Annotated in this window: 20 protein-coding genes and 1 pseudogene; 16 read left to right on the top strand and 5 right to left on the bottom strand. The window is 39.7% G+C overall.

Annotated elements, in window-relative coordinates; translation table 11 throughout:
* The first annotated feature begins 113 nt into the window (after window positions 1-113).
* The 3 genes and pseudogenes from dnaB to OLD84_RS19165 all read left to right on the top strand — a co-directional run bounded on the left by dnaB (window position 114) and on the right by OLD84_RS19165 (window position 2116).
* Window positions 114-1481, top strand: a complete 1368-nt coding sequence (gene dnaB / locus OLD84_RS19175) for a replicative DNA helicase (RefSeq protein WP_209464103.1) — start codon at window positions 114-116, stop codon at window positions 1479-1481.
* Between the two features lie 142 nt (window positions 1482-1623).
* Window positions 1624-1941: pseudogene (locus OLD84_RS19170) on the top strand (MFS transporter); the annotation flags it as partial.
* Window positions 1942-1945: 4 nt separating this feature from the next.
* A complete protein-coding gene (locus OLD84_RS19165) occupies window positions 1946-2116 on the top strand; it encodes a hypothetical protein (protein ID WP_209464102.1) in 171 nt (56 codons plus the stop codon).
* 266 nt (window positions 2117-2382) lie between these two features.
* Here the strand turns inward: OLD84_RS19165 and OLD84_RS19160 are convergent, their stop codons facing one another.
* Both OLD84_RS19160 and cdaS read right to left on the bottom strand, forming a co-directional pair.
* Complete coding sequence (locus tag OLD84_RS19160; RefSeq protein ID WP_209464101.1) at window positions 2383-3051, bottom strand: hypothetical protein; 669 nt, start codon at window positions 3049-3051, stop codon at window positions 2383-2385.
* A 92-nt stretch (window positions 3052-3143) separates the two neighbouring features.
* Window positions 3144-3761 (bottom strand): sporulation-specific diadenylate cyclase CdaS, encoded by a 618-nt coding sequence (gene cdaS / locus OLD84_RS19155; RefSeq protein WP_209464100.1) that lies wholly within the window; start codon window positions 3759-3761, stop codon window positions 3144-3146.
* Window positions 3762-3985: 224 nt separating this feature from the next.
* Between cdaS and OLD84_RS19150 the strand changes: the two genes are divergently transcribed.
* Both OLD84_RS19150 and OLD84_RS19145 read left to right on the top strand, forming a co-directional pair.
* On the top strand, window positions 3986-4135 hold the full coding sequence (locus OLD84_RS19150; RefSeq protein WP_209464099.1) for a hypothetical protein: 150 nt from the start codon (window positions 3986-3988) through the stop codon (window positions 4133-4135).
* Between the two features lie 303 nt (window positions 4136-4438).
* Window positions 4439-5728, top strand: coding sequence for an adenylosuccinate synthase (locus OLD84_RS19145; RefSeq protein WP_209464098.1), 1290 nt, complete (start codon window positions 4439-4441; stop codon window positions 5726-5728).
* Window positions 5729-7167: 1439 nt separating this feature from the next.
* Here OLD84_RS19145 and tnpA read toward each other — a convergent pair.
* The gene (gene tnpA / locus OLD84_RS19140; RefSeq protein WP_209464359.1) at window positions 7168-7599 is read right to left on the bottom strand and encodes an IS200/IS605 family transposase; all 432 of its coding nucleotides are present in this window, start codon (window positions 7597-7599) and stop codon (window positions 7168-7170) included.
* 314 nt (window positions 7600-7913) lie between these two features.
* Between tnpA and yycF the strand changes: the two genes are divergently transcribed.
* The 6 genes from yycF (at window position 7914) to OLD84_RS19110 (ending at window position 14801) form a co-directional block, all read left to right on the top strand.
* Window positions 7914-8615, top strand: a complete 702-nt coding sequence (gene yycF / locus OLD84_RS19135; RefSeq protein ID WP_209464360.1) for a response regulator YycF — start codon at window positions 7914-7916, stop codon at window positions 8613-8615.
* Window positions 8616-8620: 5 nt separating this feature from the next.
* Window positions 8621-10453: a cell wall metabolism sensor histidine kinase WalK gene (gene walK / locus OLD84_RS19130; protein ID WP_209464361.1), complete on the top strand. Its 1833-nt coding sequence runs from the start codon at window positions 8621-8623 to the stop codon at window positions 10451-10453.
* Window positions 10428-11765 (top strand): YycH family regulatory protein, encoded by a 1338-nt coding sequence (locus OLD84_RS19125; protein WP_264917248.1) that lies wholly within the window; start codon window positions 10428-10430, stop codon window positions 11763-11765. Before walK ends, OLD84_RS19125 begins: the two co-directional genes overlap by 26 nt.
* Before the next feature lie 2 nt (window positions 11766-11767).
* Window positions 11768-12697, top strand: coding sequence for a two-component system regulatory protein YycI (locus OLD84_RS19120; protein WP_209464363.1), 930 nt, complete (start codon window positions 11768-11770; stop codon window positions 12695-12697).
* Between the two features lie 3 nt (window positions 12698-12700).
* On the top strand, window positions 12701-13486 hold the full coding sequence (locus tag OLD84_RS19115) for an MBL fold metallo-hydrolase (RefSeq protein ID WP_209464364.1): 786 nt from the start codon (window positions 12701-12703) through the stop codon (window positions 13484-13486).
* A gap of 85 nt (window positions 13487-13571) precedes the next feature.
* Window positions 13572-14801 carry a S1C family serine protease gene (locus OLD84_RS19110; RefSeq protein WP_209464365.1) on the top strand — a complete coding sequence of 410 codons (1230 nt, stop codon included), beginning with the start codon at window positions 13572-13574 and terminating at the stop codon, window positions 14799-14801.
* Window positions 14802-15072: 271 nt separating this feature from the next.
* On the opposite strand, the gene OLD84_RS19105 is transcribed toward OLD84_RS19110, so the two are convergent.
* Window positions 15073-15447: a DoxX family protein gene (locus OLD84_RS19105; protein ID WP_209464366.1), complete on the bottom strand. Its 375-nt coding sequence runs from the start codon at window positions 15445-15447 to the stop codon at window positions 15073-15075.
* 628 nt (window positions 15448-16075) lie between these two features.
* Here OLD84_RS19105 and tnpB point away from each other — a divergent pair.
* Window positions 16076-17251, top strand: coding sequence for an IS200/IS605 family element RNA-guided endonuclease TnpB (tnpB, locus tag OLD84_RS19100; RefSeq protein WP_264917247.1), 1176 nt, complete (start codon window positions 16076-16078; stop codon window positions 17249-17251).
* 608 nt (window positions 17252-17859) lie between these two features.
* On the opposite strand, the gene OLD84_RS19095 is transcribed toward tnpB, so the two are convergent.
* Entirely contained in the window at window positions 17860-18534 is a 675-nt protein-coding gene (locus OLD84_RS19095) for an adenine nucleotide alpha hydrolase family protein (RefSeq protein ID WP_209464368.1), read from the bottom strand.
* 739 nt (window positions 18535-19273) lie between these two features.
* Between OLD84_RS19095 and OLD84_RS19090 the strand changes: the two genes are divergently transcribed.
* From OLD84_RS19090 to OLD84_RS19075, 4 genes are read left to right on the top strand one after another with little or no spacing between them, the layout of a single operon-like run.
* Entirely contained in the window at window positions 19274-21682 is a 2409-nt protein-coding gene (locus tag OLD84_RS19090; protein WP_209464418.1) for a Na+/H+ antiporter subunit A, read from the top strand.
* Window positions 21672-22094: a Na(+)/H(+) antiporter subunit B gene (locus OLD84_RS19085; RefSeq protein WP_209464369.1), complete on the top strand. Its 423-nt coding sequence runs from the start codon at window positions 21672-21674 to the stop codon at window positions 22092-22094. Before OLD84_RS19090 ends, OLD84_RS19085 begins: the two co-directional genes overlap by 11 nt.
* 3 nt (window positions 22095-22097) lie before the next feature.
* Entirely contained in the window at window positions 22098-22436 is a 339-nt protein-coding gene (locus OLD84_RS19080) for a Na(+)/H(+) antiporter subunit C (RefSeq protein ID WP_209464370.1), read from the top strand.
* The gene (locus OLD84_RS19075; RefSeq protein WP_209464371.1) at window positions 22429-23910 is read left to right on the top strand and encodes a Na+/H+ antiporter subunit D; all 1482 of its coding nucleotides are present in this window, start codon (window positions 22429-22431) and stop codon (window positions 23908-23910) included. The genes OLD84_RS19080 and OLD84_RS19075 overlap by 8 nt, the downstream gene beginning before the upstream one ends.
* The last annotated feature ends 3 nt before the right edge of the window (window positions 23911-23913 follow it).

Here is a 23913-nt window from a genome sequence, read left to right as displayed (position 1 = left end):
TCCTATGTCAAAACAACAATTCTTTTCGGTGGGGCGAGTTACCGCAGTCCCAACACTTATGAAAAGAGCCATTAGAAAAAATGTCACACAAATAAGGGAGGTGACTTCGGGTTATGAGTGAATCTTGGAATAATCGTATACCACCACATAATATAGAAGCCGAACAATCTGTCATAGGAGCTGTGTTTTTAGAACCAGAAGCATTTCCTCAAGCTTCAGAGCTATTGGTTGCTGAAGACTTTTATCGTGCAGGGCATCAGCGTATATTTGCAGCAATGATGCACCTTTCTGATAAAGGGGAACCAATTGATGTTGTTACCGTAACAACCTATTTACAAAATTTAAAACAACTTGATGAAGTTGGTGGTGTCGCATATCTTTCTGAAGTTGCTGGCAGTGTACCAACCGCTGCAAATGTTGGATACTACAGTAAAATAGTAGAAGAGAAAGCATTACTTCGCCGTATGATTCGTGCAGCCACGGATGTTGTTACATCTGGGTTTGAAAGAGAAGATGATGTAGAAGCTGTATTGAACGAAGCAGAGAAAAATATTCTGGAAGTATCGAGTCGTCAACAAGCGGGATCCTTTAAAACAATTAAAGATGTGCTAATTGAAGTATATGATACGATTGAACAGCTACATCATGCCACTTCTGATATAACAGGTGTTTCATCCGGTTTTCGCGATTTAGACCGGATCACCTCCGGCTTCCAACGAAATGATCTAATTATCGTTGCCGCACGTCCATCTGTTGGTAAGACAGCTTTCGCCTTAAATGTTGCCCAAAGCGTGGCAGTAAATACGGATGAGAATGTTGCTATTTTTAGTCTGGAAATGGGCGCAGAACAACTTGTACAACGTATGCTTTGTGCGGAAGGTAACATTGATTCCCAGCGTCTACGTAATGGACAATTGCAATCAGATGACTGGAGTAAATTGACGATGGCAATGGGATCTCTTTCCAATGCAGGAATTTACATCGATGATTCTCCAGGAATTCGTGTAAGTGAAATTCGTTCTAAATGTCGAAGGTTAAAGCAGGAAAGCGGTTTGGGTATGATTTTGATAGATTACTTGCAACTTATTCAAGGTAGCGGGAAATCTGGTGAAAATAGACAACAAGAGGTCTCGGAGATTTCCAGGGAATTGAAAGGTCTAGCCCGTGAATTAAATGTTCCTTTAATCGCGCTATCACAGCTTTCCCGTGGTGTCGAATCACGTCAGGACAAACGCCCAATGATGTCTGATCTAAGAGAATCGGGTAGTATTGAGCAAGATGCGGACATCGTAGGTTTCTTATATCGTGATGATTATTATGACGATGAGTCTGAGAAAGAGAATATTATTGAGATCATCATTTCCAAGCAACGTAACGGCCCGACCGGAACAGTAGAGTTAGCGTTTGTGAAGGAATATAATAAATTCGTGGATCTGGACCATCGCTATCAAGAAAGTGATATTCCGCCGGTTCCTGTTTAATTTTTTAAAAGGGTCTGTCTCTCACTACGCTAAGGTGGTGAGGGACAGACCCTTTGATTAGCATAATGGAGGACTAGACTTGGAGAAAACGAGAGCAACACTAGATAATAATACCCAACGAAATAAAGTAGCTAGCTGAGGCTTGCTAATTGGAATTATATTAATTGCATCCAACCTTAGGGCACCATTGACTTCAGTAGGGTCACTCCTATCATTTATTCGCGATGACTTAGATATCAGCAATACACTAGCAGGAACGCTTACGACACTTCCATTGCTTGCCTTTGGATTGCTTTCGCCGTTCGCACCGAAAATTGCAAACGGAATTGGGATGGAAAGGACTATTTTCTTTTCCTTAATACTTTTAACAATCGGACTTATCGTTCGTCCATTCTTCGGGGCTACCCTACTATTTGTAGGGACGATATTAATTGGCTTAGCAATTGCAATCGGAAATGTCAGGCATGGCACAGTCCCTTGGCTATTTAATGGCAGCTGCTGGACCTGTCACGGCTGGTGCACTTCATGATGTAACGAATGGGTGGCTGGTACCTCTCATTGCGTTAGGCGTTGTGGCTATTATTATCGTGATTGCCGGGGTAGAGTCTGGAAAAGATAGAAAAATATCGGCGTGACCGTATAAAATAGTGATGCGAGGCATGAGGTGGACATGGTTATACCAATTCTGTCCCTCCCGTGTATCCTGCAAGTTCATGATATTTTTTGCACACTCATTTCTACAATCGGCCACAATTGTTTAATAAACGTCTCTTTTTCTTAAATTATAAATGTGAGTGTATTAAAATTGCTACATGGACGGTAATGTACTATATAGAAGGGTGTTCAATATAACGTTGAATCCCCCCTTATTTTTTGCGTAAATCAATTTAACGACTTCTGATTAATGAATATTCATTTTATCAATGAGCTCTATGATTTCTTCATCGTCACCTGTATCAATGTACTCCAACTCTGTATTTTCAATAATATCTTCGTAGAATTCTTCGCCTGCAGGGTACTCTCCATCCCAACGTAAAGGAACGTTGTATACATTAATCGTTCCATCTCCATTACCACTGTAAGTTACTGAGCCAGCTACTAAGCGAGCACCTGCTAGCTGGAACACATCTTCCGGATAGCTAGCACTGGTTTCATCATCAGAATTAAGGGCTGTACCAGCTGGAATATGTCGAACATTTAATTCATCTACATCTTTCATAACTCCAAGCTGCAACCAAACTCGAGCGTATTCGATTTCCTCAGAAGAATATTCGGACAATGGGTTATCTTCTTCGTTTCCAGATGCATTGTCATCTTCATATGTATTATTTGAAGGCTCTTCGTTTGTTGATTTGTCAGAAGAAGTATTATTATCATCGTCGCTTGAAGCTTCTTCAGATCCTGTGGTAGGCTCCGGTTCATCTTCCTCCTCGTCTATTAAATTGTTTTCTTCTGTCTTGTCATTTTCTTTTTCAGATTCTGCGTTCGTATTCCCTGCACATCCAACAAGAAATAGAACGAGTAATAGTAGGGCAATAGTAAAGCAATAAACCCTTGTTAGTTTCTTCATGTGATCACCCCTTTCCCTTGATCACAACATACCATAGTAAGATCGCATGTCAATCAACTAACAAGGATACAATAAGTTTAATTTCAGCTTAATCACACCATCCCAGTCGTCCGTATCGGATATAATTTCCCGTCTAATGCAAAAGTCGCTCTCCCGGTTTCCTCTGACACAACCAGCACCAGCGCATCCGTTTGTTCAGAAAGGCCAAGAGCTGCGCGATGCCTGGTTCCTAGCTTCTTCCCTTCTACCTTGTGTTCTGATAATGGGAGGACATTTGCAGCAGAAGTAATCGTATCATTACAAATTAAGACTGCTCCATCGTGCAAGGGACTGCCGGTGTAAAAAATGGATTCCAGCAGTGCATAAGATAGGTCAGCATTTAGGGGTAAACCAGAATGAACAAGGCTATCCAATTCATCTTTCCGTTGGATGACAATTAATGCGCCATGATTACGCTCTGATAAATGCTGGACGGCTGTGGAAAGTACATCATACTGGGCTATAAAGGGCGATAAATACAATTTTAGGTAATAAGATGCTGTAGCGGCTTGAACATTATGAAAGGAATGATGAATTTGTTCAAATTTGTTTAACACATTGGATTCTTGCATATCAATGGTATCAATCATTTGATTGATTTCTTCCGTTAACTTGAGCAAGCTCCCTTTCAACCGCCCGGTCATGGATAAATGTGGTTCAATTGAAGGCATTTTTTCCACCTCATCGTGTAAAGTATTTCTAGATATTTTTTGCTGCAAGGCTTGTTTTATTCAATAAGCCAGAAAATAAGCATAAAAGTAATTGACAGTTATATCATTTAAGAAGTTGCGAGGCTTTATACTTATAAGGTATTATTACGGCGTTATAACAAAAAAATATTTAAATTAAACTATCCCACCTATGGGTATAGTTCATAAAAAGGAGGTAAAATGTTATGATTGATCGTGAAGAATTACACCAAATCGTTGACAAATTTCCTAAAGAAAAGTTGCCAAGGATGAAGGATTTTTCACGGCACTTATTCGACGAAGATGAATTAGAAATAAATGATACTACGAAAAAAGAAATAGAACAAGCTCGGTAATGCATCAAAAAAGGCGATTACGTCACACTGGATGATCTTTTGAAGGAATCACGTGATGTATAAGATGAAAACCAAATTAGAATCTATTGGCTAAGAATCCATTTTAATTAACCTTTTTCAAACCGGGTTCTTTTTATATCCAACGATAAGATAATTCCATTTTAGACTGGCACTTTACCGAACAATAAAAATTAATATCCACACAACGTTCGCTTTTCAAATTGACTTACATCTCCATTATTGATAAACTTACGCTAGGAAACAATAAAAATCATATAATACATAAATTAGTGGAGGTGCACGATGTCCTCAGTAGTAGTAGTTGGAACGCAGTGGGGCGATGAAGGGAAAGGGAAGATTACGGACTTTTTATCGCAAAATGCCGAGGTTGTTGCTCGTTATCAAGGGGGAAACAACGCTGGGCATACGATCAAGTTTGATGATATAACGTATAAATTGCATTTAATCCCGTCTGGCATATTTTTTGATGATAAAATTTGTGTGTTGGGAAATGGTATGGTGATTGATCCAAAAGCATTTGTCGAGGAGGTTGCCTACCTGCATGAACGTAATATTTCGACCGATAATCTGCGCATCAGTAACCGCGCACATGTGATTTTGCCTTATCACCTGCAATTGGATATTTTACAGGAAGATGAAAAGGGCGATAATAAAATCGGTACAACGAAAAAAGGCATCGGACCTGCATATATGGATAAAGCCGCACGTAGTGGAATTCGAATTGCCGACCTGCTCGATAAAGAAGCCTTTCGCACGAAATTGGAGCAGAATTTAAAAGAGAAAAACCGCTTATTTGAAAAAGTATATGAGGTAGACCCGATCAAGGTAGAAGATATTTTAGAAGAGTACTATGAATATGGCCAGCAAATGGCACAGTACGTTTATGATACATCGGTTGTTTTAAATGATGCACTAGATGATGGCCGTCGCGTCTTATTTGAAGGGGCGCAAGGTGTTATGCTTGATATCGATCAGGGAACATATCCATTTGTTACATCGTCCAACCCGGTTGCAGGTGGTGTGACAATTGGGTCTGGTGTAGGCCCATCGAAAATCAATCATGTTGTAGGTGTGTCTAAAGCATATACAACCCGTGTTGGTGATGGCCCTTTTCCAACAGAACTGGATGATGAAGTAGGTGAGCAAATTCGGGAAGTCGGGCGTGAGTACGGAACAACAACAGGAAGACCTCGTCGTGTCGGCTGGTTTGATAGTGTGGTCGTTCGTCATGCACGTCGCGTGAGTGGAATTACGGATTTATCATTAAATTCATTGGATGTCTTAACAGGAATAGAAAATTTGAGAATCTGTGTGGCTTATCGCTATAAAGGTGAAATAATGAATGAGTTTCCGGCAAGTTTATCCGTTTTAGCAGAATGTGAGCCGGTATATGAGGAAATGCCCGGCTGGACAGAAGACATTACACATGTGAAAAACCTGCATGAACTTCCGGAAAATGCGCGCCATTATTTAGAGCGTATTTCACAATTAACGGAAATTCCGCTTTCTGTATTTTCTGTCGGGCCAGATCGCTCGCAGACGAATGTTGTACGAAGTGTTTATAGAGACTAATTGGTAAGAGGCTGTCTTCATCGATAGCCTCTTTTTATTGGTTAAATAGCAGCTTAAATTCCACTCTTTTCTTCCATTTATCAGAAAATAAATTTATATGTTTTCGACGGGACGGCCGCTGCGGTCATATGGCTCTTTATTTGCAGTTAAAAAAGTATAAAAACTTTCTTACTGCATAAGTGCAACTAGGGCTGTCACCTAAAGGCTTGGTGACAACCAAGTTTTCTAATATTATTATAACCTATAACTGGATCGGGAGAGTGTCGACCTAAATCAGGAAGGAACGCTTGAATTTTCTTTTTCCCTATAACCGGCCCTTCATTAACTAAATGCCAACTAGTAAAATCGTTACATTCGCATTGATGAGAAGCAATTTTAGCGGGACCAGGAGAGGAGCATGTCGGATCGAGCGGGAGCCTCTTTAGGTCGAGCGGGAGCATCCCAGGTTCGAGCGCCAGCATCCCCAGGTCGAGCAAGACCACCTCTGGTTCGAGCACCAAGCTTAAAAACTCCCTCTCTCGCTCGAGTAGAATCTCCTGTCGCTCGAGTGAGTCGCTCTCCCGCTCGAGTCAACCACCCTCCCGCTCGCTCGCGCGGGAGCATCCCAGGTTCGAGCGCCAGCATCCCCAGGTCGAGCAAGACCACCTCTGGTTCGAGCACCAAGCTTAAAAACTCCCTCTCTCGCTCGAGTAGAATCTCCTGTCGCTCGAGTGAGTCGCTCTCTCGCTCGAGTCAACCATCCTCCCGCTCGCTCGCGCGGGAGCATCCCAGGTTCGAGCGCCAGCATCCCCAGGTCGAGCAAGACCACCTCTGGTTCGAGCACCAAGCTTAAAAACTCCCTCTCTCGCTCGAGTAGAATCTCCTGTCGCTCGAGTGAGTCGCTCTCCCGCTCGAGTCAACCATCCTCCGGCTCGCTCGCGCGGGAGTATCCCAGGTTCGAGCGCCAGCATCCCCAGGTCGAGCAAGACCACCTCTGTGTCGAGCACCAAGCTTAAAAACTCCCTCTCTCGCTCGAGTAGAATCTCCTGTCGCTCGAGTGAGTCGCTCTCCCGCTCGAGTCAACCATCCTCCGGCTCGCTCGCGCGGGAGCATCCCAGGTTCGAGCGCCAGCATCCCCAGGTCGAGCAAGACCACCTCTGGTTCGAGCACCAAGCTTAAAAACTCCCTCTCTCGCTCGAGTAGAATCACCTGTCGCTCGAGTGAGTCGCTCTCCCGCTCGAGTCAACCATCCTCCCGCTCGCTCGCGCGGGAGCATCCCAGGTTCGAGCGCCAGCATCCCCAGGTCGAGCAAGACCACCTCTGGTTCGAGCACCAAGCTTAAACGACCACCTGCTAAAGCAGGTGGATTTGGACATAAATGTCGGCGACTAAAGTCGCTTTTCAGGCTGAAGTCCTGCTCAAAGTCCTTAAGCTAAAGCATATTCAAAATTTGACTAAACTCATTCTTCAATCTTGAATATGTCGTCCTTGCCTTCATTGAATTGATTGGCTATATAATTTCTTATTATCTCATCTGTTACCGTTCCAACTGTGGCGCAAAAGTATCCTCTTGCCCACAAATGCTGACCCCAATAGCGCTTTTTGAGTTCTGGAAATTCATCCTGTAATAATCTTGATGATCTCCCTTTTAGATACTGCAAAACTTTACTTGGAGCAATACTTGGCGGGCAGGATAACAATAAGTGAATATGGTCTTTACCGACACTTCCTTGCAAAATTGTAATTCCTCTTGCTTCACAACCCTGTCTAATCAATTCCCTTGTCCTTACTGCTATGTGCCCCCGCAATACCTTATATCTATATTTTGTTACCCATATTACGTGATACTTGATATCATACACTGCATGACCACTTTTTCGATATCCGTCCATACTAATCACCTCATACTTCAAGTATGAACATTTAAGGATAAGGCTAAAAGCGGATACCGTCTAAAGACGGTGGAGTTAGACCACGTATTTGTAAGTTAAAAACTCCCTCTCTCGCTCGAGTAGAATCTCCTGTCGCTCGAGTGACTCCCTCTCTCGCTCGAGTGAACCACCCTCCCGCTCGCTCATACTCAAATATAGTGGGAAGTCACCCATTACCTTAAACTAAAACGTAAAACAATCAATGACAACCCAAGACATTTAACCCAAAGTACGATAAAATAGAAACAAGCAATGCAAAAAAAGGATGTGGCATTATGAGTCAGAAAATTTTAGTTGTAGATGATGAACAGCCAATCGCAGATATATTAAAATTCAATTTAGAAAAAGAAGGATATGAAGTCGTATTAGCTTATGATGGAGATGAGGCTATTTCGCTTGCTGAATCGGAGAAACCTGAGTTAATTTTATTAGATATTATGTTACCAAATAGAGATGGAAATGAAGTATGCCGCGAGATTCGTAAGACACAATCGATGCCGATTATTATGTTGACAGCGAAGGATACAGAAATTGATAAAGTATTAGGTCTGGAGCTTGGTGCAGATGACTATGTGACAAAGCCATTTAGTAATCGGGAGTTGATTGCACGAGTAAAAGCGAACCTGCGCAGACAAGAGGTTCCAGATGATACGGTGAGGGCAACGAAAGATATTGTTATCGGATCTCTCATCGTTCATCCAGATGCGTATGTTGTTTCAAGAAATGGCGTTGAGATTGAGTTGACGCATCGCGAGTTCGAATTATTGCATTACTTAGCACGTCATATTGGTCAGGTTATGACACGCGAACACTTACTTGAAATTGTATGGGGTTATGATTATTTTGGGGATGTACGTACAGTGGATGTAACGGTAAGAAGACTTCGTGAGAAAATTGAGGAGACTCCAAGTACCCCGATGTGGATTGTTACGCGTCGAGGAGTTGGCTATTATTTACGTAATCCTGATCAGGAGTAGTTGTGATGAATAAAGTTGGTTTTTTTCGTTCGATTCAATTAAAATTTATTATCATTTATATTTTACTATTGCTTGTGGCCATCCAAGTTATTGGTTCATTTTTTACCAGAGAATTGGAAGATGAGCTGATAAATAGTTTCGAGGATTCCGTTAATAGTCGAGTTGATTTAATGGGATATAACCTGGAACAGGCTTTTGATAGGGAACGTGAAGATGATGATGAGGGGCCAACACTGCTGGAAGAAATTCAAAATATAGTAAGTGATGTTGATACAGCTGATATTACAAACTTACAAGTTATTAATAGTCAAAGCCGTATTTTGGGAACGAATGATGTTTTCAGTCAAGACGAAGTTGGAAAGAAGACAACGAGGGAGATGGTGCAAAGTGCACTTTTTCTTGATGAACAGCAGGAAAACACAGTAGTGGACGGGGAAACTGGAAACCGGGTATATGTTCAAGCAGTACCTCTATTTGACGATGAGGATAATGTGGCTGGTGTGATCTATTTAGAAGCGTCACTGGAAGGTGTTTATGACCAGCTGCAAAATATCAATGAAATCTTTTTACGAGGTTCGATTCTGGCTATTGTCGTTTCAGCATTTATTGGAATATTAGTAGCGCGTACGATTACAAAACCAATTTCAGAAATGAGAAGCCAGGCACAAACGATGGCTAAGGGAGATTTCACCCAAAAAGTAAATGTATATAGTAAAGATGAGATTGGTCAATTGGCGGATACGTTTAATGACTTAAATAGCCGATTAAAGCACTCCTATTCAACAATAGAAGAAGAGAGACGCAAGCTTAGTTCGGTGCTGTCTAATATGTCTGATGGTGTTATATCAACAGACGGAACCGGGGCGGTAACGTTAATGAATGAGACAGCTGGCAGGCTAATTGGTCGTAATCCCGAAGATATTATAGGTGCATACTTGCTTGATGTCATCCCATTAGAGGATAAAATTGTAGATATATCCCAGTTACAAGATAATGGATCCATGATTATTGATTTTAGTGATGAAGAACAATATTTCTTAATTCGAGCTGAATTTTCTACTGTTTTTGATGATGAGGATGAAGTGACAGGGTTTATTACTGTTATTACGGATGTAACAGAACAAGAAAGAATCGATCAAGAGCGACGGGAATTCGTATCGAACGTGTCACATGAATTACGCACACCACTTACAACGATGAAAAGCTATATGGAAGCCTTGACGGATGGTGCATGGCAAGACAAAGAAATTGCACCTAAATTCTTAAGTGTAACGCAAAATGAAACAGAACGGATGATTCGCATGGTAAATGATCTGCTGCAACTTTCCAAAATGGACACAAAGGATCATGCCCTGCAAATGGAACGCACAGATTTCGTCCGTTATTTTCACGAGGTAATTGACCGGTTTGATATGAATAAGCCAGAACATGTTATTTTGCAAAGGCAATTGCCAAAAAGTGCGTTAGAGGTTTGGCTGGATAAGGATAAAATGACACAGGTACTCGATAATGTTATATCTAATGCAATCAAATATTCACCAGAGGGTGGAGTCATTCGATTAAAAGTAGAAAAGCAGAGACATCACCTGCTTGTGAGTGTACAGGATCAGGGACTAGGAATTGCTTATGATAAACTGGAGAAAATATTTGAACGCTTTTACAGGGCAGATAAAGCAAGAACGAGGAACCTTGGTGGAACAGGTCTGGGATTAGCCATTTCCAAAGAAATAATCGAAGCACAGCACGGTAGAATATGGGCAAAGAGCAAAGAAGGTAAAGGGACGACTATTCTCTTTACATTACCGCTTATGAATGAGAAGCGGAGGGGTTACTATTAAACTTGAAACAGTGAAGACATTTACATTATTTATTTTAATCGGAGTAAGTCTGTTATTGACGTTCGGTTTATGGACCTACCAACCTAATTATGAAACGCTAGATATCTCTTCACATATCAATGAAGCGGATATAGGTGGTAGCAGGGAAGAAACAAAAGCAACGATTGTTGAGCCAAGTTCCATCATAATCCATACCAATGATCATCATTTTGGTTTCACGGATCCGAGTGACCGACAAGCCTTCTATCAGGACATGCAATCATGGTCATTTACGAACTTAGAAGTTAGGGAATCAAATGCAAGATCGCAGAATAATTACGAAGTAGAGATTATATTTCCGAGTGCGTTACCTGTCGAATTATTGAATGATCTTTTTACCTTGAGTGATGATGATGCAGAGATACTCCCAACTTGGTCGTTTGATCGTATGTATTTAACGTTTGATGATCTAACATCATCTATAAATGTCGAAATTCCGTCGATTGATGAAAACGAACAAGCTACTGCCGTTATCAATGATTCAGATCGATATGAGCAATTATGGGATACCGTTACGGTGCGTGAGGGATTAACGGAATATGTACACTTTGACGAAGGAGAGTCACCTATTTATATTCCGCAAGAGGGTGTTAGTATGCAGCAGTATTCCTTAGCTGCTGATGTTATTAATCCAAATGACATGGTAAATGCTTTATTTCCAGACCCTTCATTAGTTAGTCAATCAAATGAATCCGTTGCAAGTACAGAAGAAGTCTATTATTCCGATGCACAGCGAGGGATGAGCATTTATGAAGAGCGAGGAACTATGGAATACATTAACCCACAATCGTCGACTCCTAACGATGAAGTGCCAATAGATTTGCTGGAGAGAAGTATCTCACAAATTAATGATCATAATGGCTGGACAGAAGAATACAAACTTATGGATTTAGAAACCGCTGCTACCAATAGAGTTTTATACCGTAAGTATCATAATGGATATCCGGTGTTTAATTTTTTAGGTTTGTCGAAAATAGAGCAGGAATGGAATGATCAGGAATTGGCGCAATATCATCGTCCTATTTTTAATTTAAATAATACGCTAAGCAGTCAATCACATGAACTACCCTCAGGTAATGATGTTCTTTATTATATAAATAATAAATTCAGAACAGATTATGATGTGGAAAATATTCAGGATGTAAAACCTGGTTATCGTTTGGTCTATAACGGTGATTATGTTGCGCTTGAACCTGGATGGTATCTGAAGTATAACGATAACTGGAGAGAAATTAATGTAACAGATATTGGACCAGATGAAGGGGGCGGTTGAGGATGCAATGGAGTAAAATAAAAACCTTGTTTATCCTCTGCTTCTTTATTCTCAATATCTATTTGTTAATAGAATTCCTTAATAAGCAGGAACAAGCAGACTTAGGTGTATTGGAGGAGCAGGAATCCTCAATTGAAGACCAGCTTGAATCTGAAAATATTACAATCGATGATATTCATATAGATGTTACAGAAGAATCCTATATTTCAGCTGAACAAAAAGAGTTTAGTCAGCAGGAACGTGAGCAAATAGCTGATTTTGACGATCAAAACACGGAAGTGATTAATGACAGTATCATTGTTTCACAGTTTGAAGAGTCTATTTCTATTCCAGATGACGCATCAGGCGACGATATACTCACAATTTTAGAGGATAATATTCTCTACTTAGAGGAATATGTGTTTGGTGAATGGAATAATGAAATGAATGTACTCGTTTTTTTCCAGGAAAAAAATGAACGTTCCGTCTATTATAATCGCAGTGGTATTGTCCTTGTTTTCTTAGATGAAGAAAATAATATGGAATTCTACACACAAACAATTCTTGAAGATGCTGAGTCTCAAGGGGATAGTAGAACATTAATCCAGCCGATTAGAGCAGTTGAAGCACTGTATGTAAACAATGAACTATATCCAAATGAAGCCGTAATGTCCATGGATATTGGATTTTATACAAGAGTACCTTTAGAAAATAATGAACAAGTATTCGCACCCACGTATAAAATTACATTGGATACTAGTAATGATGAACAGGAATATTTCGTTAATGCGATTGAAGGAACGGTGTTAAATAATCGATATACGGACTTTTTAGATGAACCGATCGAATCCATTGTTGCAAATATCGAGACAATGGATGACGACAGTGAGCTAAAGAATGATGTATTAGAAAGAATGGAACCAATGCTTGATGAAGATAACGGAGTGAACTAAAAAATGACAATTCGCTTTAGTGTATTAGCGTCCGGGAGCACTGGAAATGCTTTTTATATTGAATCAAAAAAAGAAAGAATACTCGTTGATGCTGGGTTAAGTGGAAAGAAAATCGATCAGTTGTTCAATGGAATTCAAGTAGACCCATCGAATCTAACCGGTATTTTAGTAACCCACGAGCATACGGATCATATTAAAGGATTAGGTATTATTGCCCGAAAGTATAACCTGCCAATTTATGCTAACGAAAAAACATGGAAAGCGATGGAAGGTTCGATTGGCAAGCTTTCATTGGATCAGAAGTTTCATTTTGGTATGGGAGAAACGAAAACATTTAGCGATATGGATATCGAATCCTTCGGTGTTTCGCATGATGCAGCAGAACCGATGTTTTTCACATTTCGTCATGACGGGAAAAAAGTAGCATTGGTAACAGATGTAGGCTATGTGTCAGAGCACATTAAAAAAACAGTAGAAGGTGCAAATGCATATATATTTGAAGCCAATCATGATGTAGGTATGCTCCGTATGGGGCGGTATCCGTGGAATGTAAAACGCCGTATTCTAGGTGATTCGGGTCATGTATCGAATGAAGATGCTGGATATGCACTAGCAGATATTATAGGAAATGAAACAAAACGAATTTATTTAGCACATTTAAGCCAAGATAATAACATGAAAGACCTTGCGAGGATGTCCGTAGATAGTCTACTGCAAGAGCGTGGTATTAAAATTGATTTATGTGATACAGATCCGAACGCTCCAACAGCTTTATATGATGTCGTATAATTAAATTTTTGTTTATCTTTTTGGAAATTCAGGTAATACTATAACAAAACAAATAAATACAATTAGATAATAGGGGGATAGATATATGGGATATTACAATAAGAATTATCCGCCAAATCCACATCGAAAGAAAAGACGTGGTTGGTTAGTGCCAGCTATGTTAGGTGTTATTATCGGTATTTTATTAGTGGTTATAGGAATGCCGGCTTTTACGGGTTCATCTATACTACCTGATCAAAGGGCAACACAAGATGAAAGCGATGAAGCAACTATCCAAACATATGATAACGCAGATGCAGATTACAATATTGAAAACAGAAGTGTAAATGTGGATGTCTCCACCCAAATAACGGATGTTGTTGAAGAAGTAACGCCAGCAGTTGTAGGAGTCATCAATCTTCAAGGTGGAACGGATTATTGGCAGCAAGAAGCGGAAAATGAGGCGGGCACAGGATCTGGTGTGATTTATAAAAATGAAGGTGGAACAGCCTTTGTTGTTACCAATCAACACGTTGTTGCAGGTGCTGATACCGTAGAAGTCGTTTTATCAGATGAAACACATATTGAGGCAGAAATAATTGGCGGGGATTTATTTTCCGACTTAGCCGTCTTAAGGATGGATGGTTCGGAGGTTCAAGCTGTGATTGAAGTTGGTTCGTCGGATAATGTCAAAGTCGGCGAACCAGCGATAGCAATTGGTAACCCATTAGGTATGATGTTTTCTAGTTCTGTTACCACAGGGGTAATCAGCGGAACACAACGAACGATTCCACAGGATTTTAATCAAGATGGACGTGCTGATTGGCAAGCAGAAGTTATTCAGACGGACGCAGCGATTAATCCGGGTAACAGTGGTGGAGCGCTGATTAATATCTATGGACAGCTTATTGGTATTAATTCGATGAAGATAAATGAAGCGGCGGTAGAAGGAATTGGATTTGCAATTCCTGTGGAAACAGCTATGCCGACTATTCAAGAGCTAGAAGAAACAGGTGAAGTCGTCCGCCCCTATTTAGGTGTTGAAATATATTCACTTGAGGAAGTACCAAGGTCTGAATGGGATGCAACGTTAACCCTTCCAGAAGAGGTAGAAGGTGGTGTCTATGTTTGGAGTCTTGAATCAGCATCACCAGCCGATCAAGCAGGCATGGAACGACTGGATGTTATTACAGAACTTGATGGCGAGCCAGTTATGGATATGATTGATCTGCGCAAGATTTTATATCATGAGAAAGAAATAGGTGACGAGGTAGTTGTTACGTATTATCGTGATGGTCAACGGTCTGAAACGACAATAGAACTAGGTTCCCAATAAATGTAGGAGGCTATCTTCTCAAGCTCAAGAGAAGATAGCCTTTTTTTGCAGATAGGGAAGTTATCTTTCGGGTAGGAGGAACGTGAAGGTTATGCACAGGCTGTGCATAACCCTGTAGATAAAATCAAGATATAGTATTAAATATAAAATTTAACACAAAATAACTCCGAACATTTGTGCATATGTGCATAAAAATGTGGATAACTAAGAGTTTTTAACAGGTAAACTCAGTTATCCACTTGTTATTAACAAAGTTATCCGTAATCCTTATTTAAGCCACAACTTTTCCACGAGTGTGCTGCCATATAAGTAATAATAAAATGAGCATGACTATATCAAGTCTCGCATCAAAGGCAAATGATAAAAACCCATCATTTAATAAGACTGGAATCTTCGTTAAATAAAGAGCACCAAGCATGACTAGGATAAGCGGAGCGAGTGCGTATTTTAAATACATTCTCCCGGCAATGAGCATACCGCAAGCCACTTCCGTTATTGCGACGACATATAAGGTTATTTCGGGAAATGGGAGACCTAGGTTGATAAATAGGTTTGCAAAATCACTGACAAGCAATTTTAAAATACCTGATGTTATAAAAACATAACCAACCGCATAACAAATCCATTTATTCATATTTAATTCCATGAGGATATCACCTCCAGTGTAATGGTTAGTTACATATATATGCAGAGACAAGGACAACCTTGACAACCTTTTATAAAAACTAAATTTTGGTGGCAATGAGTTTAAAGTGAATAACCGCGTATGTTTAAAAAGCCGATTCAAAAGTTCTGAATGAGCTTGCAAAAGATGGTCCAGTATTTGTGATGATGTACAGACTGTTGACTTTAAAATTGCGGTCAAATTATAGTTATAAGGACGGGATTGGGAAGAATGAAGTTATGATAAGTTGCTGAAATGTTGGTTCATATACACAGGGTGCAGGTGCAGATGCGTGAAAGAGATGTTTCCCACCCTGATTGAATGGAAATTATCGCAGATTAATGGGCAGTAAAACCCCTATTGAATGAAGTTTTACTTTATCTTTTGTATTGAAATCCAAAATGAATGATAAATCCATCCACAATCTGTGGATAGACTGTTGATATGTCTGAAAATTATAGTTTTTATCTTTTCCCGAAAGAAGACTCCCTCTTCAAGCGCATGAAGGACTATAGGCCAGCGGTAAGGGGGAGATGAATTTCGGTTGGCGATAGCAAAAGGAGCCTCCCTATGATATAATAGGAACATATATACGGATGAGGTGGATAGGATGCTGGTTCAAAAAGCTTTTAAGTTTCGTATCTTTCCAAATAAAAAACAAGTAGAGCTTATTAATAAAACAATCGGTTGTTCCCGATTTGTTTTCAACTTCTTTCTTGGTAAACAGAAAGAGAAGGATGCCTATTGGTACATAACGGAAGAAATGAGACTAAACGGGCAGCTACCAATCAACAACTGGAAAGGTCAATATTTCAATAAATACGAATCGGTGAAGACGGTTCGCCAGCTCAAAGAATACTATCCTTTCCTTAAAGAGGTAGATAGTATTTCGCTTCAAAAGTCCGTTGAAAACTTAGCTGATTCCTACCAGCGCTACTACAGGAAACAAAACCAAAAACCGCTTTTTAAAAGCAAAAAGAACAAGGTCCAGTCCTATAGTACAAAGCAAACAAATGGCAATATTGATGTGTTAGGTAAACACATCAAATTACCAAAATTGGGTCTTATCCGTTTTGCAAAGAGCCGTGAAGTGGAGGGGCGTATCATAAATGCCACCATCCGACGTAATCCAAGTGGGAAATATTTTGTATCCATCCTAACAGAAACGGAAGTTCAAGCATTTGCTAAAACCGATTCGGTTGTCGGCGTTGATTTGGGGTTAAAAGATTTTGCAACACTTTCAGATGGGAGCGTATTCCGTAACCCGAAATGGCTCCGTACATTGGAAGGAAAATTAGTGAAGGCACAGCGCATTCTATCAAGGCGTACCGTGGGCAGTTCTAATTGGAACAAACAACGAATCAAAGTTGCACGTATTCATGAAGCGATAGCCAATAGTCGAAAGGATTATCTGGATAAGATTTCAACCTCCCTCGTCAAAAACCACGATGTGATTGGTTTGGAAGACTTGTCTGTAAGCAATATGCTTAAAAATGGAAACCTTTCCAAAGCTATAAGTGAAGCCTCCTGGGGCCAATTCAGAACGATGTGTGAATACAAAGCAGCGTGGTACGGCAAAAAGGTCGTTGTTGTTGGCAAAAACTTTGCAAGCAGCCAGCTCTGTTCTGGATGTGGCCATAAAAATAAAGACGTTAAACATCTCGCTTTGCGTGAATGGACTTGCGCTTCTTGCGGAAGTCATCACCAAAGAGATAGTAACGCAGGATTAAATCTTAGAAACGAAGCCATTCGTCTCTTAACTGTCGGAACGACAGGGATAGCCTAATAAAAAACTGGCGGTTACGCCGGTGTTCTTAGGAATCCCCCACTTCAAATTTCAGGAGAAATTAAGTGGAGGGTAGTTCAATACAGTTTAATCAGTAAAGCTACTAGGCTGTTTTCTAAAAGATTGGTACTGCAGCGATTACTCGTCCCACCGAAAACCTTTGTTCCCCGCAGGAGTCACCGCCCTTCGCTCACCCGAGCTGGTGAGGTGGACTCGATGTTTCCAATATTGATTACTAATGCAATTTAGCGGCAGTAACCACAACACCTAGCGGAGGAAACACATGAAGACTCCAGCGGGAGGAAAGGCCTCGGTGAGACCCCGAAATGCGGTAGCATGAGAGGGCTCACCAGCCGCCCGCGGAAAGCGAAATGTGTTTCCGTAGCGAATCCCCTGCTCTCATCGACGTTTGCAAAAGAATTATCACTTCGTCGTCTTTATATCAACTACGAAGATCTAAAAGCAACGATTGTTTTTCGATGGGACGAGTAAGCGCAGTCCCAATATTTATGAAAAAATTAAAAACTACCCGATCTTATACAAATATTATAAGGTCGGGTAGGATTAATATATTGATAGTCGAATTATTCCGAAGTCGTTCAGTGATCTTATTTTAAGTTTGGTGGCTGTTTTATTTTTTGGGTTACTTTGTCCTCTGTTATATGAACTTGACATGTTTTCCCCTCATGAATAAATTTGAAAATGCCGTTATTAAAATCAGTCCCTATATCTTTATAGAAAATACCTTCATACTGGTTGTGCATGGACCGTGTGAAAACTATTCGGTAGGAATCACCACTTTCTTGTAAAAATCCACGAACGCCTTTTTCATAGATGGCATCTTCACTACTACTTTTAATAGTACGGTCAACAGATACAATGTGAACATCAATAAACGTTAATTCACGGAGAAGGGCATTAACGAATGACCCCTTCGTTATTTCTTCCCATCTATTCTGTGGAGGCTCTCCAATAATTACTTGTGTAATATTATGCTTATGGGCAACTTCTTTAATGGCTCTGATTGATGATCGTTTTTCATTGTCACGAAGAAGAAACTCTTCCGCGTCCAGTTCTTCCGCAAGTTCTTTCCAATGGTCCACATAGGCAGATTTTTCCTCATTAAATTCATCATATGGTAACCGATCGACAGTCAATATATATAATGGGCAATCAAGCATATTCGCCAATTTATAACCGCGGCGGATTAAGCGTTCACCATTGGGACCATAATATACACAAACGAGTATGCTTTCATCCATCCGACCTTTTATTTTTTTCATGGCAGCGTCCACCTCTTTTTCATAATTATAATTTAGTTAATGTTTCTTTCAAAACGTATCTATTCTACCCCATAAGGAGTATTATTTCAATATAGCATAATCTAATAAATGAAATATTTCCAGTCTTATTTGGAAAAAATTTTAAAAATCCCTAAACGTCTGAAGTGCAGACATATTTTGTTTCGTGTATAATTAAAAATTAGGATAAAATGTGCTAAATAATATTCTCTTTCGTAGTATATCCCAATTTTCATAGTAATAAAATGACAGGATGAAAATTACCCTCCTTACCCTTAATTCCGATTGTACTGCTGTGTTTTTCCTCAAAAACATGCAAGGTGGAACACCTCGATTGAGTTAGTTGTACTTTAATTAAGATAAACTTTCTACTATTGTTTATCGTCGAGTAAACCTAAGAATAAAAAAATCACCCTGTAGTATGTTAACAATCCCCCATACTAAACTATATGATTTAGAGATGGATTTGGTTTATCACCGTTTAATGGGCGGGTCTGACTTAAATACGGCATGTTGTAATGTCGTGGGACTGTGCGTAAATGGCTCACCCCACCGAAAAACCTTGTGAAAACGTCTGCACTAGCAATTCCCGCGCGTCGTAGTATGGTTATGTGCGCCCGAACATCCTCACTGAACAAAGTTGTACCCAAATGGGAGTATTTTCATCTGTCATCGTTTCCTATACTTAGAACTGTAAGAGAAGAATAAACAGGAGGTTTAAATTTTGACTTTAAACTTAGCAATTATGATCCCCTTTTTAGTTGCTGCAATAATCCCATTTATATATAAAAAATTAACCCGAATCCACATCGGTTGGTTTGTATTTGCAGTTTCCTTATTATTGTTTATTTATCTTATTCGTTATGTTCCTTCTATAGCAAACGGGGAGACATATATAAACATAGTTGAATGGATTCCTTCTATTGGAATCAATTTTACCACATATCTTGATGGATTAAGTATGATATTTGGATTATTAATTACTGGTATTGGTGCATTGGTCATACTTTACTCTATCTATTATTTTGATTTAGATGAAGATTTACATTCTTTTTATATGTATTTACTAATATTTATGGGCGGTATGTTAGGTGTCGTATTTTCTGATAATCTAATGGTTTTATATTTATTCTGGGAATTGACGAGTATTTCGTCCTTTCTTTTAATCGCTTTTTGGTTTCATCGAAAGCAGTCTAGATATGGTGCGCAAAAATCGTTTCTAATTACGGTTGGTGGCGGAATAGCTATGCTCGTAGGCTTTATTATGCTTTACGTAATGACAGGAACGTTTAGTATACAGGAGATCCTTCCGTTGGTTAGCGAACTGCCTGCTCACGAGCTGTTTATTCCAGCGATGATCCTTATCCTGCTTGGCGCGTTTACGAAATCTGCACAATTTCCTTTCCATATTTGGCTCCCGGATGCGATGGAAGCGCCGACTCCGGTTAGTGCTTATCTCCATTCCGCAACAATGGTTAAGGCTGGTATTTACTTAGTAGCTCGCTTCACACCGATCTTTGGTGGTGGAGAAATCTGGTTCTGGCTTGTTACAGGAGTAGGTATGGTAACAATGATTTGGGGCTCTTTTAATGCAATTCGGCAAACAGACCTTAAGGCACTGCTTGCGTATTCAACGATTAGTCAGCTTGGGTTGATTATGAGTCTGTTTGGTATGGGGTCAGCTGCACTATACTACGGCTATAGCGCGGATTCCGTCTTCTATACGCAAGCAACCTTTGCAGCCTTGTTCCATCTTGTAAATCATTCAACATTTAAAGGTGCGCTGTTTATGGTCATCGGTATTATTGACCATGAAGTTGGGACAAGGGATATACGGAAACTTGGTGGATTAATGGCCTTTATGCCAGTGACATTTACGATCGCTTTAATTGGTAGCTTTTCGATGGCTGGGTTACCACTTTTTAACGGCTTCTTAAGTAAAGAAATGTTCTTTACTGCTGTTATAAACATAAGCCAGCTTGATATTTTTTCACTAAATAGTCTGGGAGTCCTTTTCCCTGTAGTTGCATGGATAGCAAGTGTTTTTACATTTATATATAGCTTGATCATTGTATTTAAGACGTTTTTCGGCCCCTATCAGGAGGAGAAATTGGAACATGAAGCTGCTGAACCACCAATCGGTATGATGATTTCACCTGGTATTCTTGCTGTTCTTGTTGTGCTTATTTTCTTCTTCCCAAATGTAATAGGGTATTACTTATTGAACCCAGCTATGGGAAGTGTGTACCCAGGGTTTGGAACAACCGTTGATTTAGGACAGAATATCACAGCATGGCATGGCTTTAATACAGAGTTATGGATGACAATTGGAGTTGTCATAACAGGTGTTATCCTTTATCTGCTTCTTCGATATTGGAAGGGCATCTTTAAATTGTTCCCTGATAAATGGACATTTAACACGTTGTACGATTATTCGCTTACACAAATAGAGAGCAGTTCTACTGCTATTACGAAAACGTATATGACAGGAGTTCTTCGTGATTACTTTTTATATATATACATTTTCTTTGTTGGGATAATTGGAATCACATTATTCTATACAGGAGCCTTTTCGTTTGATATGTCTAATGATGTCCCAATCAGTATATATGAATGGATTATGGTCGTTGTTATGATGGTTGCAGGGATTGCAATTTTGTTTGCTAAATCACGTTTAACTGCGATTGTATTAAATGGAGTTCTTGGCTATTCGATTTCTGTATTATTTGTCTTGTTTCGGGCACCGGATCTTGCGCTTACCCAGATTGTTGTAGAAACGATAACAACCGTATTGTTTTTACTATGTTTTTATTTCTTGCCAGAATGGAAAAAGGAATCCAATGGGGTAAAGACAAAAACTGTGAATTTACTTATCTCGATTTCTGTTGGGCTAACATTTGTGCTGGTGGCTCTATCTGTTCAACATAACAAATTATTTGAGACCATATCAGGATTTTTCGAAGATGCTTATGAGCTAGCTGGCGGAAGAAATATTGTTAATGCGATTCTTGGTGATTTCCGGGCTCTTGATACAATGTTAGAAGTTGTTGTGCTCCTAATAGCTGGTATTGGTGTATACAGTTTAATCAAACTTAAAGCTAAAAAAGGAGGGCCTAACAGTGAAAATTAATGATGTTATCTTGCAAGCCGTTGCGAAAGTTGTCGTGTTTATTATATTAACACTTGGGATCTATTTATTCTTTTCGGGTCATAACGAACCTGGTGGTGGCTTTATCGGTGGGCTAGTCCTTGCTTCCGCCTTGGTTTTGCTTTTTCTTTCATTTGATATTGAAAGTGTGAAAAAAGGAATTCCCGTTGATTTTAAAAAGGTTGCTGCCTTAGGTACTTTACTTGCTGTTGGATCAGGTCTGGGTGCTTTGTTTTTTGATGCCCCATTTTTAACACAAGCATTCTCTTATTTTGATCTTCCTATTTTGGGCGAAACAGAGCTTGCTACAATGATGATCTTTGAAGCTGGTGTTGCTTTAGCTGTTGTGGGAGTCGTTGGTACGATAATTTTAAGTATTAGTGAGGATGTGTAATTTATGGAAACGTTAATAATCGTCCTAGCAGGTGTTCTGGTAACGGTGGCTACTTATTTAATCCTTTCAAGGAATTTGATACGAGTCATTTTGGGAACGGCTATTCTTTCCCATGCAGCTCACTTGCTGTTAATGACGATGGGTGGGTTAAAAATAGGTAGTGCACCGCTGCTTGGAGAAGAGGCGGCAACGTACACAGATGCCCTTCCACAGGCGCTGATATTAACAGCTATTGTAATTAGTTTTGCTGTAACTGCCATTTTCCTAGTTATAGCATATCGTGCATACCAGGAAGTTGGTACGGATAATCTGAGCGACATGAGAGGTTTTGAAGATGAATAATATTCTTGTTTTACCTATGATTATCCCTGTTATTATTGGAATTATTCTTATGTTCTTACGTCCATTCATACGAACGCAGCGATGGATGAGTTTTGCTGTAATGGTTGTAAATACAGGGATTAGTTTATATATTCTAAATACAATTCAGTCTGAGGGAGTCATGCGACTTGATTTCGGAGGTTGGTTGCCACCTTATGGAATTCTTTTTGTTGGGGATTCTTTTTCAGTACTTCTAGTACTAACTACAAGTATTGTGACTGCAATTTGTTTGCTCTATGCCTTTAATTCGATTGATAGAGCACGTGAAAACATGTTTTTTTATCCGTTTGTTAACCTTCTGGTAGCTGGCGTTAATGGCTCCTTTTTAACGGGCGATTTGTTTAATCTATTTGTATGTTTTGAAATAATGCTTTTGGCTTCTTATGCACTTATTTCAATTGGTGGAACAAAGGTACAGTTAAGAGAGTCCCTCAAATACGTAGCGATTAATGTATTGTCCTCATGGTTCTTCCTTATAGCGATTGGCTATCTATATGGAATGCTCGGTACATTAAATCTGGCGCATATGTCAGCTCGTATTGCGGAGTCTGGACAAACACCTACTTTAACCGTTATTAGTGTTTTATTCCTCGTTGTTTTCAGTTTAAAAGCAGGGTTACTCTTGTATTTCTGGCTTCCTGGATCCTATAGTGCGCCGCCCACCGCAATTGCTGCGTTGTTCGGAGCTTTGCTGACGAAAGTAGGAATTTATGCATTATTTCGAATGTTTACACTCTTGTTTTACCATGAACCGTCCATTACACATACATTGATCGGGATTATGGCAGGGTTAACGCTTATTGGGGGAAGTATTGGTGCCATAGCATATAATGATATTCGAAAAATTATTTCGTACAATGTTGTAATAGCCGTAGGTTTTATCTTGGTAGGACTAGCTGTTGCTACCCCGGCAGCGATCGAAGGGTCCATTTATTATTTAATCCACGATATGATTGCAAAAGGATTACTCTTCTTGCTTGGTGGAACAATGATTGCATTAACTGGAACGAGTAAAATAGGAAATATGAGTGGGCTTATCCGAAATTATCCATTATTAGGATGGATGTTCTTCATTGCTCTGTTATCTTTAGCTGGTATTCCACCATTAAGTGGTTTTATAGGTAAGCTTTTGGTAGGGCAAGGTACCGTTGAAGCTGGTTCATATATCTTACTGACTTTGGCATTTCTATCAAGTATTTTTGTCATCTATTCTCTACTTCGTATTTTCATAAATGCGTTTTGGGGTGAAACCATTATAAGTAAAGAGGATGAGGTCCCACTGACAAAAGGGTTAATCATACCGTGCGTTCTATTTACCGTTGCAACAATTGGACTTGGTTTGGGTGCAGAATCAATTGCTCTATATGTAAATGATGCAGTTGAAACCTTATTAAATCCTGAAATTTATATTGATGCTGTTATGAATAATGAATAAGAA

Origin of the sequence: Virgibacillus natechei (genome assembly GCF_026013645.1) — a bacterium.
GTDB lineage: Bacteria > Bacillota > Bacilli > Bacillales > Amphibacillaceae > Virgibacillus_L > Virgibacillus_L natechei.
The sequence above is the reverse complement of the archived record's forward strand: the minus strand, read 5'-3'. Positions and strand labels throughout refer to the sequence as shown.

Excerpts from the sequence above, each read along its gene's own strand:
- OLD84_RS19125 (WP_264917248.1), top strand. The coding sequence starts at position 10,428 with ATGAGAAGCGGAGGGGTTACTATTAAACTTGAAACAGTGAAGACATTT.
- OLD84_RS19115 (WP_209464364.1), top strand. The coding sequence starts at position 12,701 with ATGACAATTCGCTTTAGTGTATTAGCGTCCGGGAGCACTGGAAATGCT.
- tnpB (WP_264917247.1), top strand. The coding sequence starts at position 16,076 with ATGCTGGTTCAAAAAGCTTTTAAGTTTCGTATCTTTCCAAATAAAAAA.
- OLD84_RS19075 (WP_209464371.1), top strand. The coding sequence starts at position 22,429 with ATGAATAATATTCTTGTTTTACCTATGATTATCCCTGTTATTATTGGA.
- OLD84_RS19080 (WP_209464370.1), top strand. The coding sequence starts at position 22,098 with ATGGAAACGTTAATAATCGTCCTAGCAGGTGTTCTGGTAACGGTGGCT.
- walK (WP_209464361.1), top strand. The coding sequence starts at position 8,621 with ATGAATAAAGTTGGTTTTTTTCGTTCGATTCAATTAAAATTTATTATC.
- OLD84_RS19150 (WP_209464099.1), top strand. The coding sequence starts at position 3,986 with ATGATTGATCGTGAAGAATTACACCAAATCGTTGACAAATTTCCTAAA.
- cdaS (WP_209464100.1), bottom strand. The coding sequence starts at position 3,761 with ATGCCTTCAATTGAACCACATTTATCCATGACCGGGCGGTTGAAAGGG.
- OLD84_RS19160 (WP_209464101.1), bottom strand. The coding sequence starts at position 3,051 with ATGAAGAAACTAACAAGGGTTTATTGCTTTACTATTGCCCTACTATTA.
- OLD84_RS19145 (WP_209464098.1), top strand. The coding sequence starts at position 4,439 with ATGTCCTCAGTAGTAGTAGTTGGAACGCAGTGGGGCGATGAAGGGAAA.
- OLD84_RS19110 (WP_209464365.1), top strand. The coding sequence starts at position 13,572 with ATGGGATATTACAATAAGAATTATCCGCCAAATCCACATCGAAAGAAA.
- tnpA (WP_209464359.1), bottom strand. The coding sequence starts at position 7,599 with ATGGACGGATATCGAAAAAGTGGTCATGCAGTGTATGATATCAAGTAT.
- OLD84_RS19165 (WP_209464102.1), top strand. The coding sequence starts at position 1,946 with ATGGCACAGTCCCTTGGCTATTTAATGGCAGCTGCTGGACCTGTCACG.
- OLD84_RS19095 (WP_209464368.1), bottom strand. The coding sequence starts at position 18,534 with ATGAAAAAAATAAAAGGTCGGATGGATGAAAGCATACTCGTTTGTGTA.
- yycF (WP_209464360.1), top strand. The coding sequence starts at position 7,914 with ATGAGTCAGAAAATTTTAGTTGTAGATGATGAACAGCCAATCGCAGAT.
- OLD84_RS19120 (WP_209464363.1), top strand. The coding sequence starts at position 11,768 with ATGCAATGGAGTAAAATAAAAACCTTGTTTATCCTCTGCTTCTTTATT.
- dnaB (WP_209464103.1), top strand. The coding sequence starts at position 114 with ATGAGTGAATCTTGGAATAATCGTATACCACCACATAATATAGAAGCC.
- OLD84_RS19105 (WP_209464366.1), bottom strand. The coding sequence starts at position 15,447 with ATGGAATTAAATATGAATAAATGGATTTGTTATGCGGTTGGTTATGTT.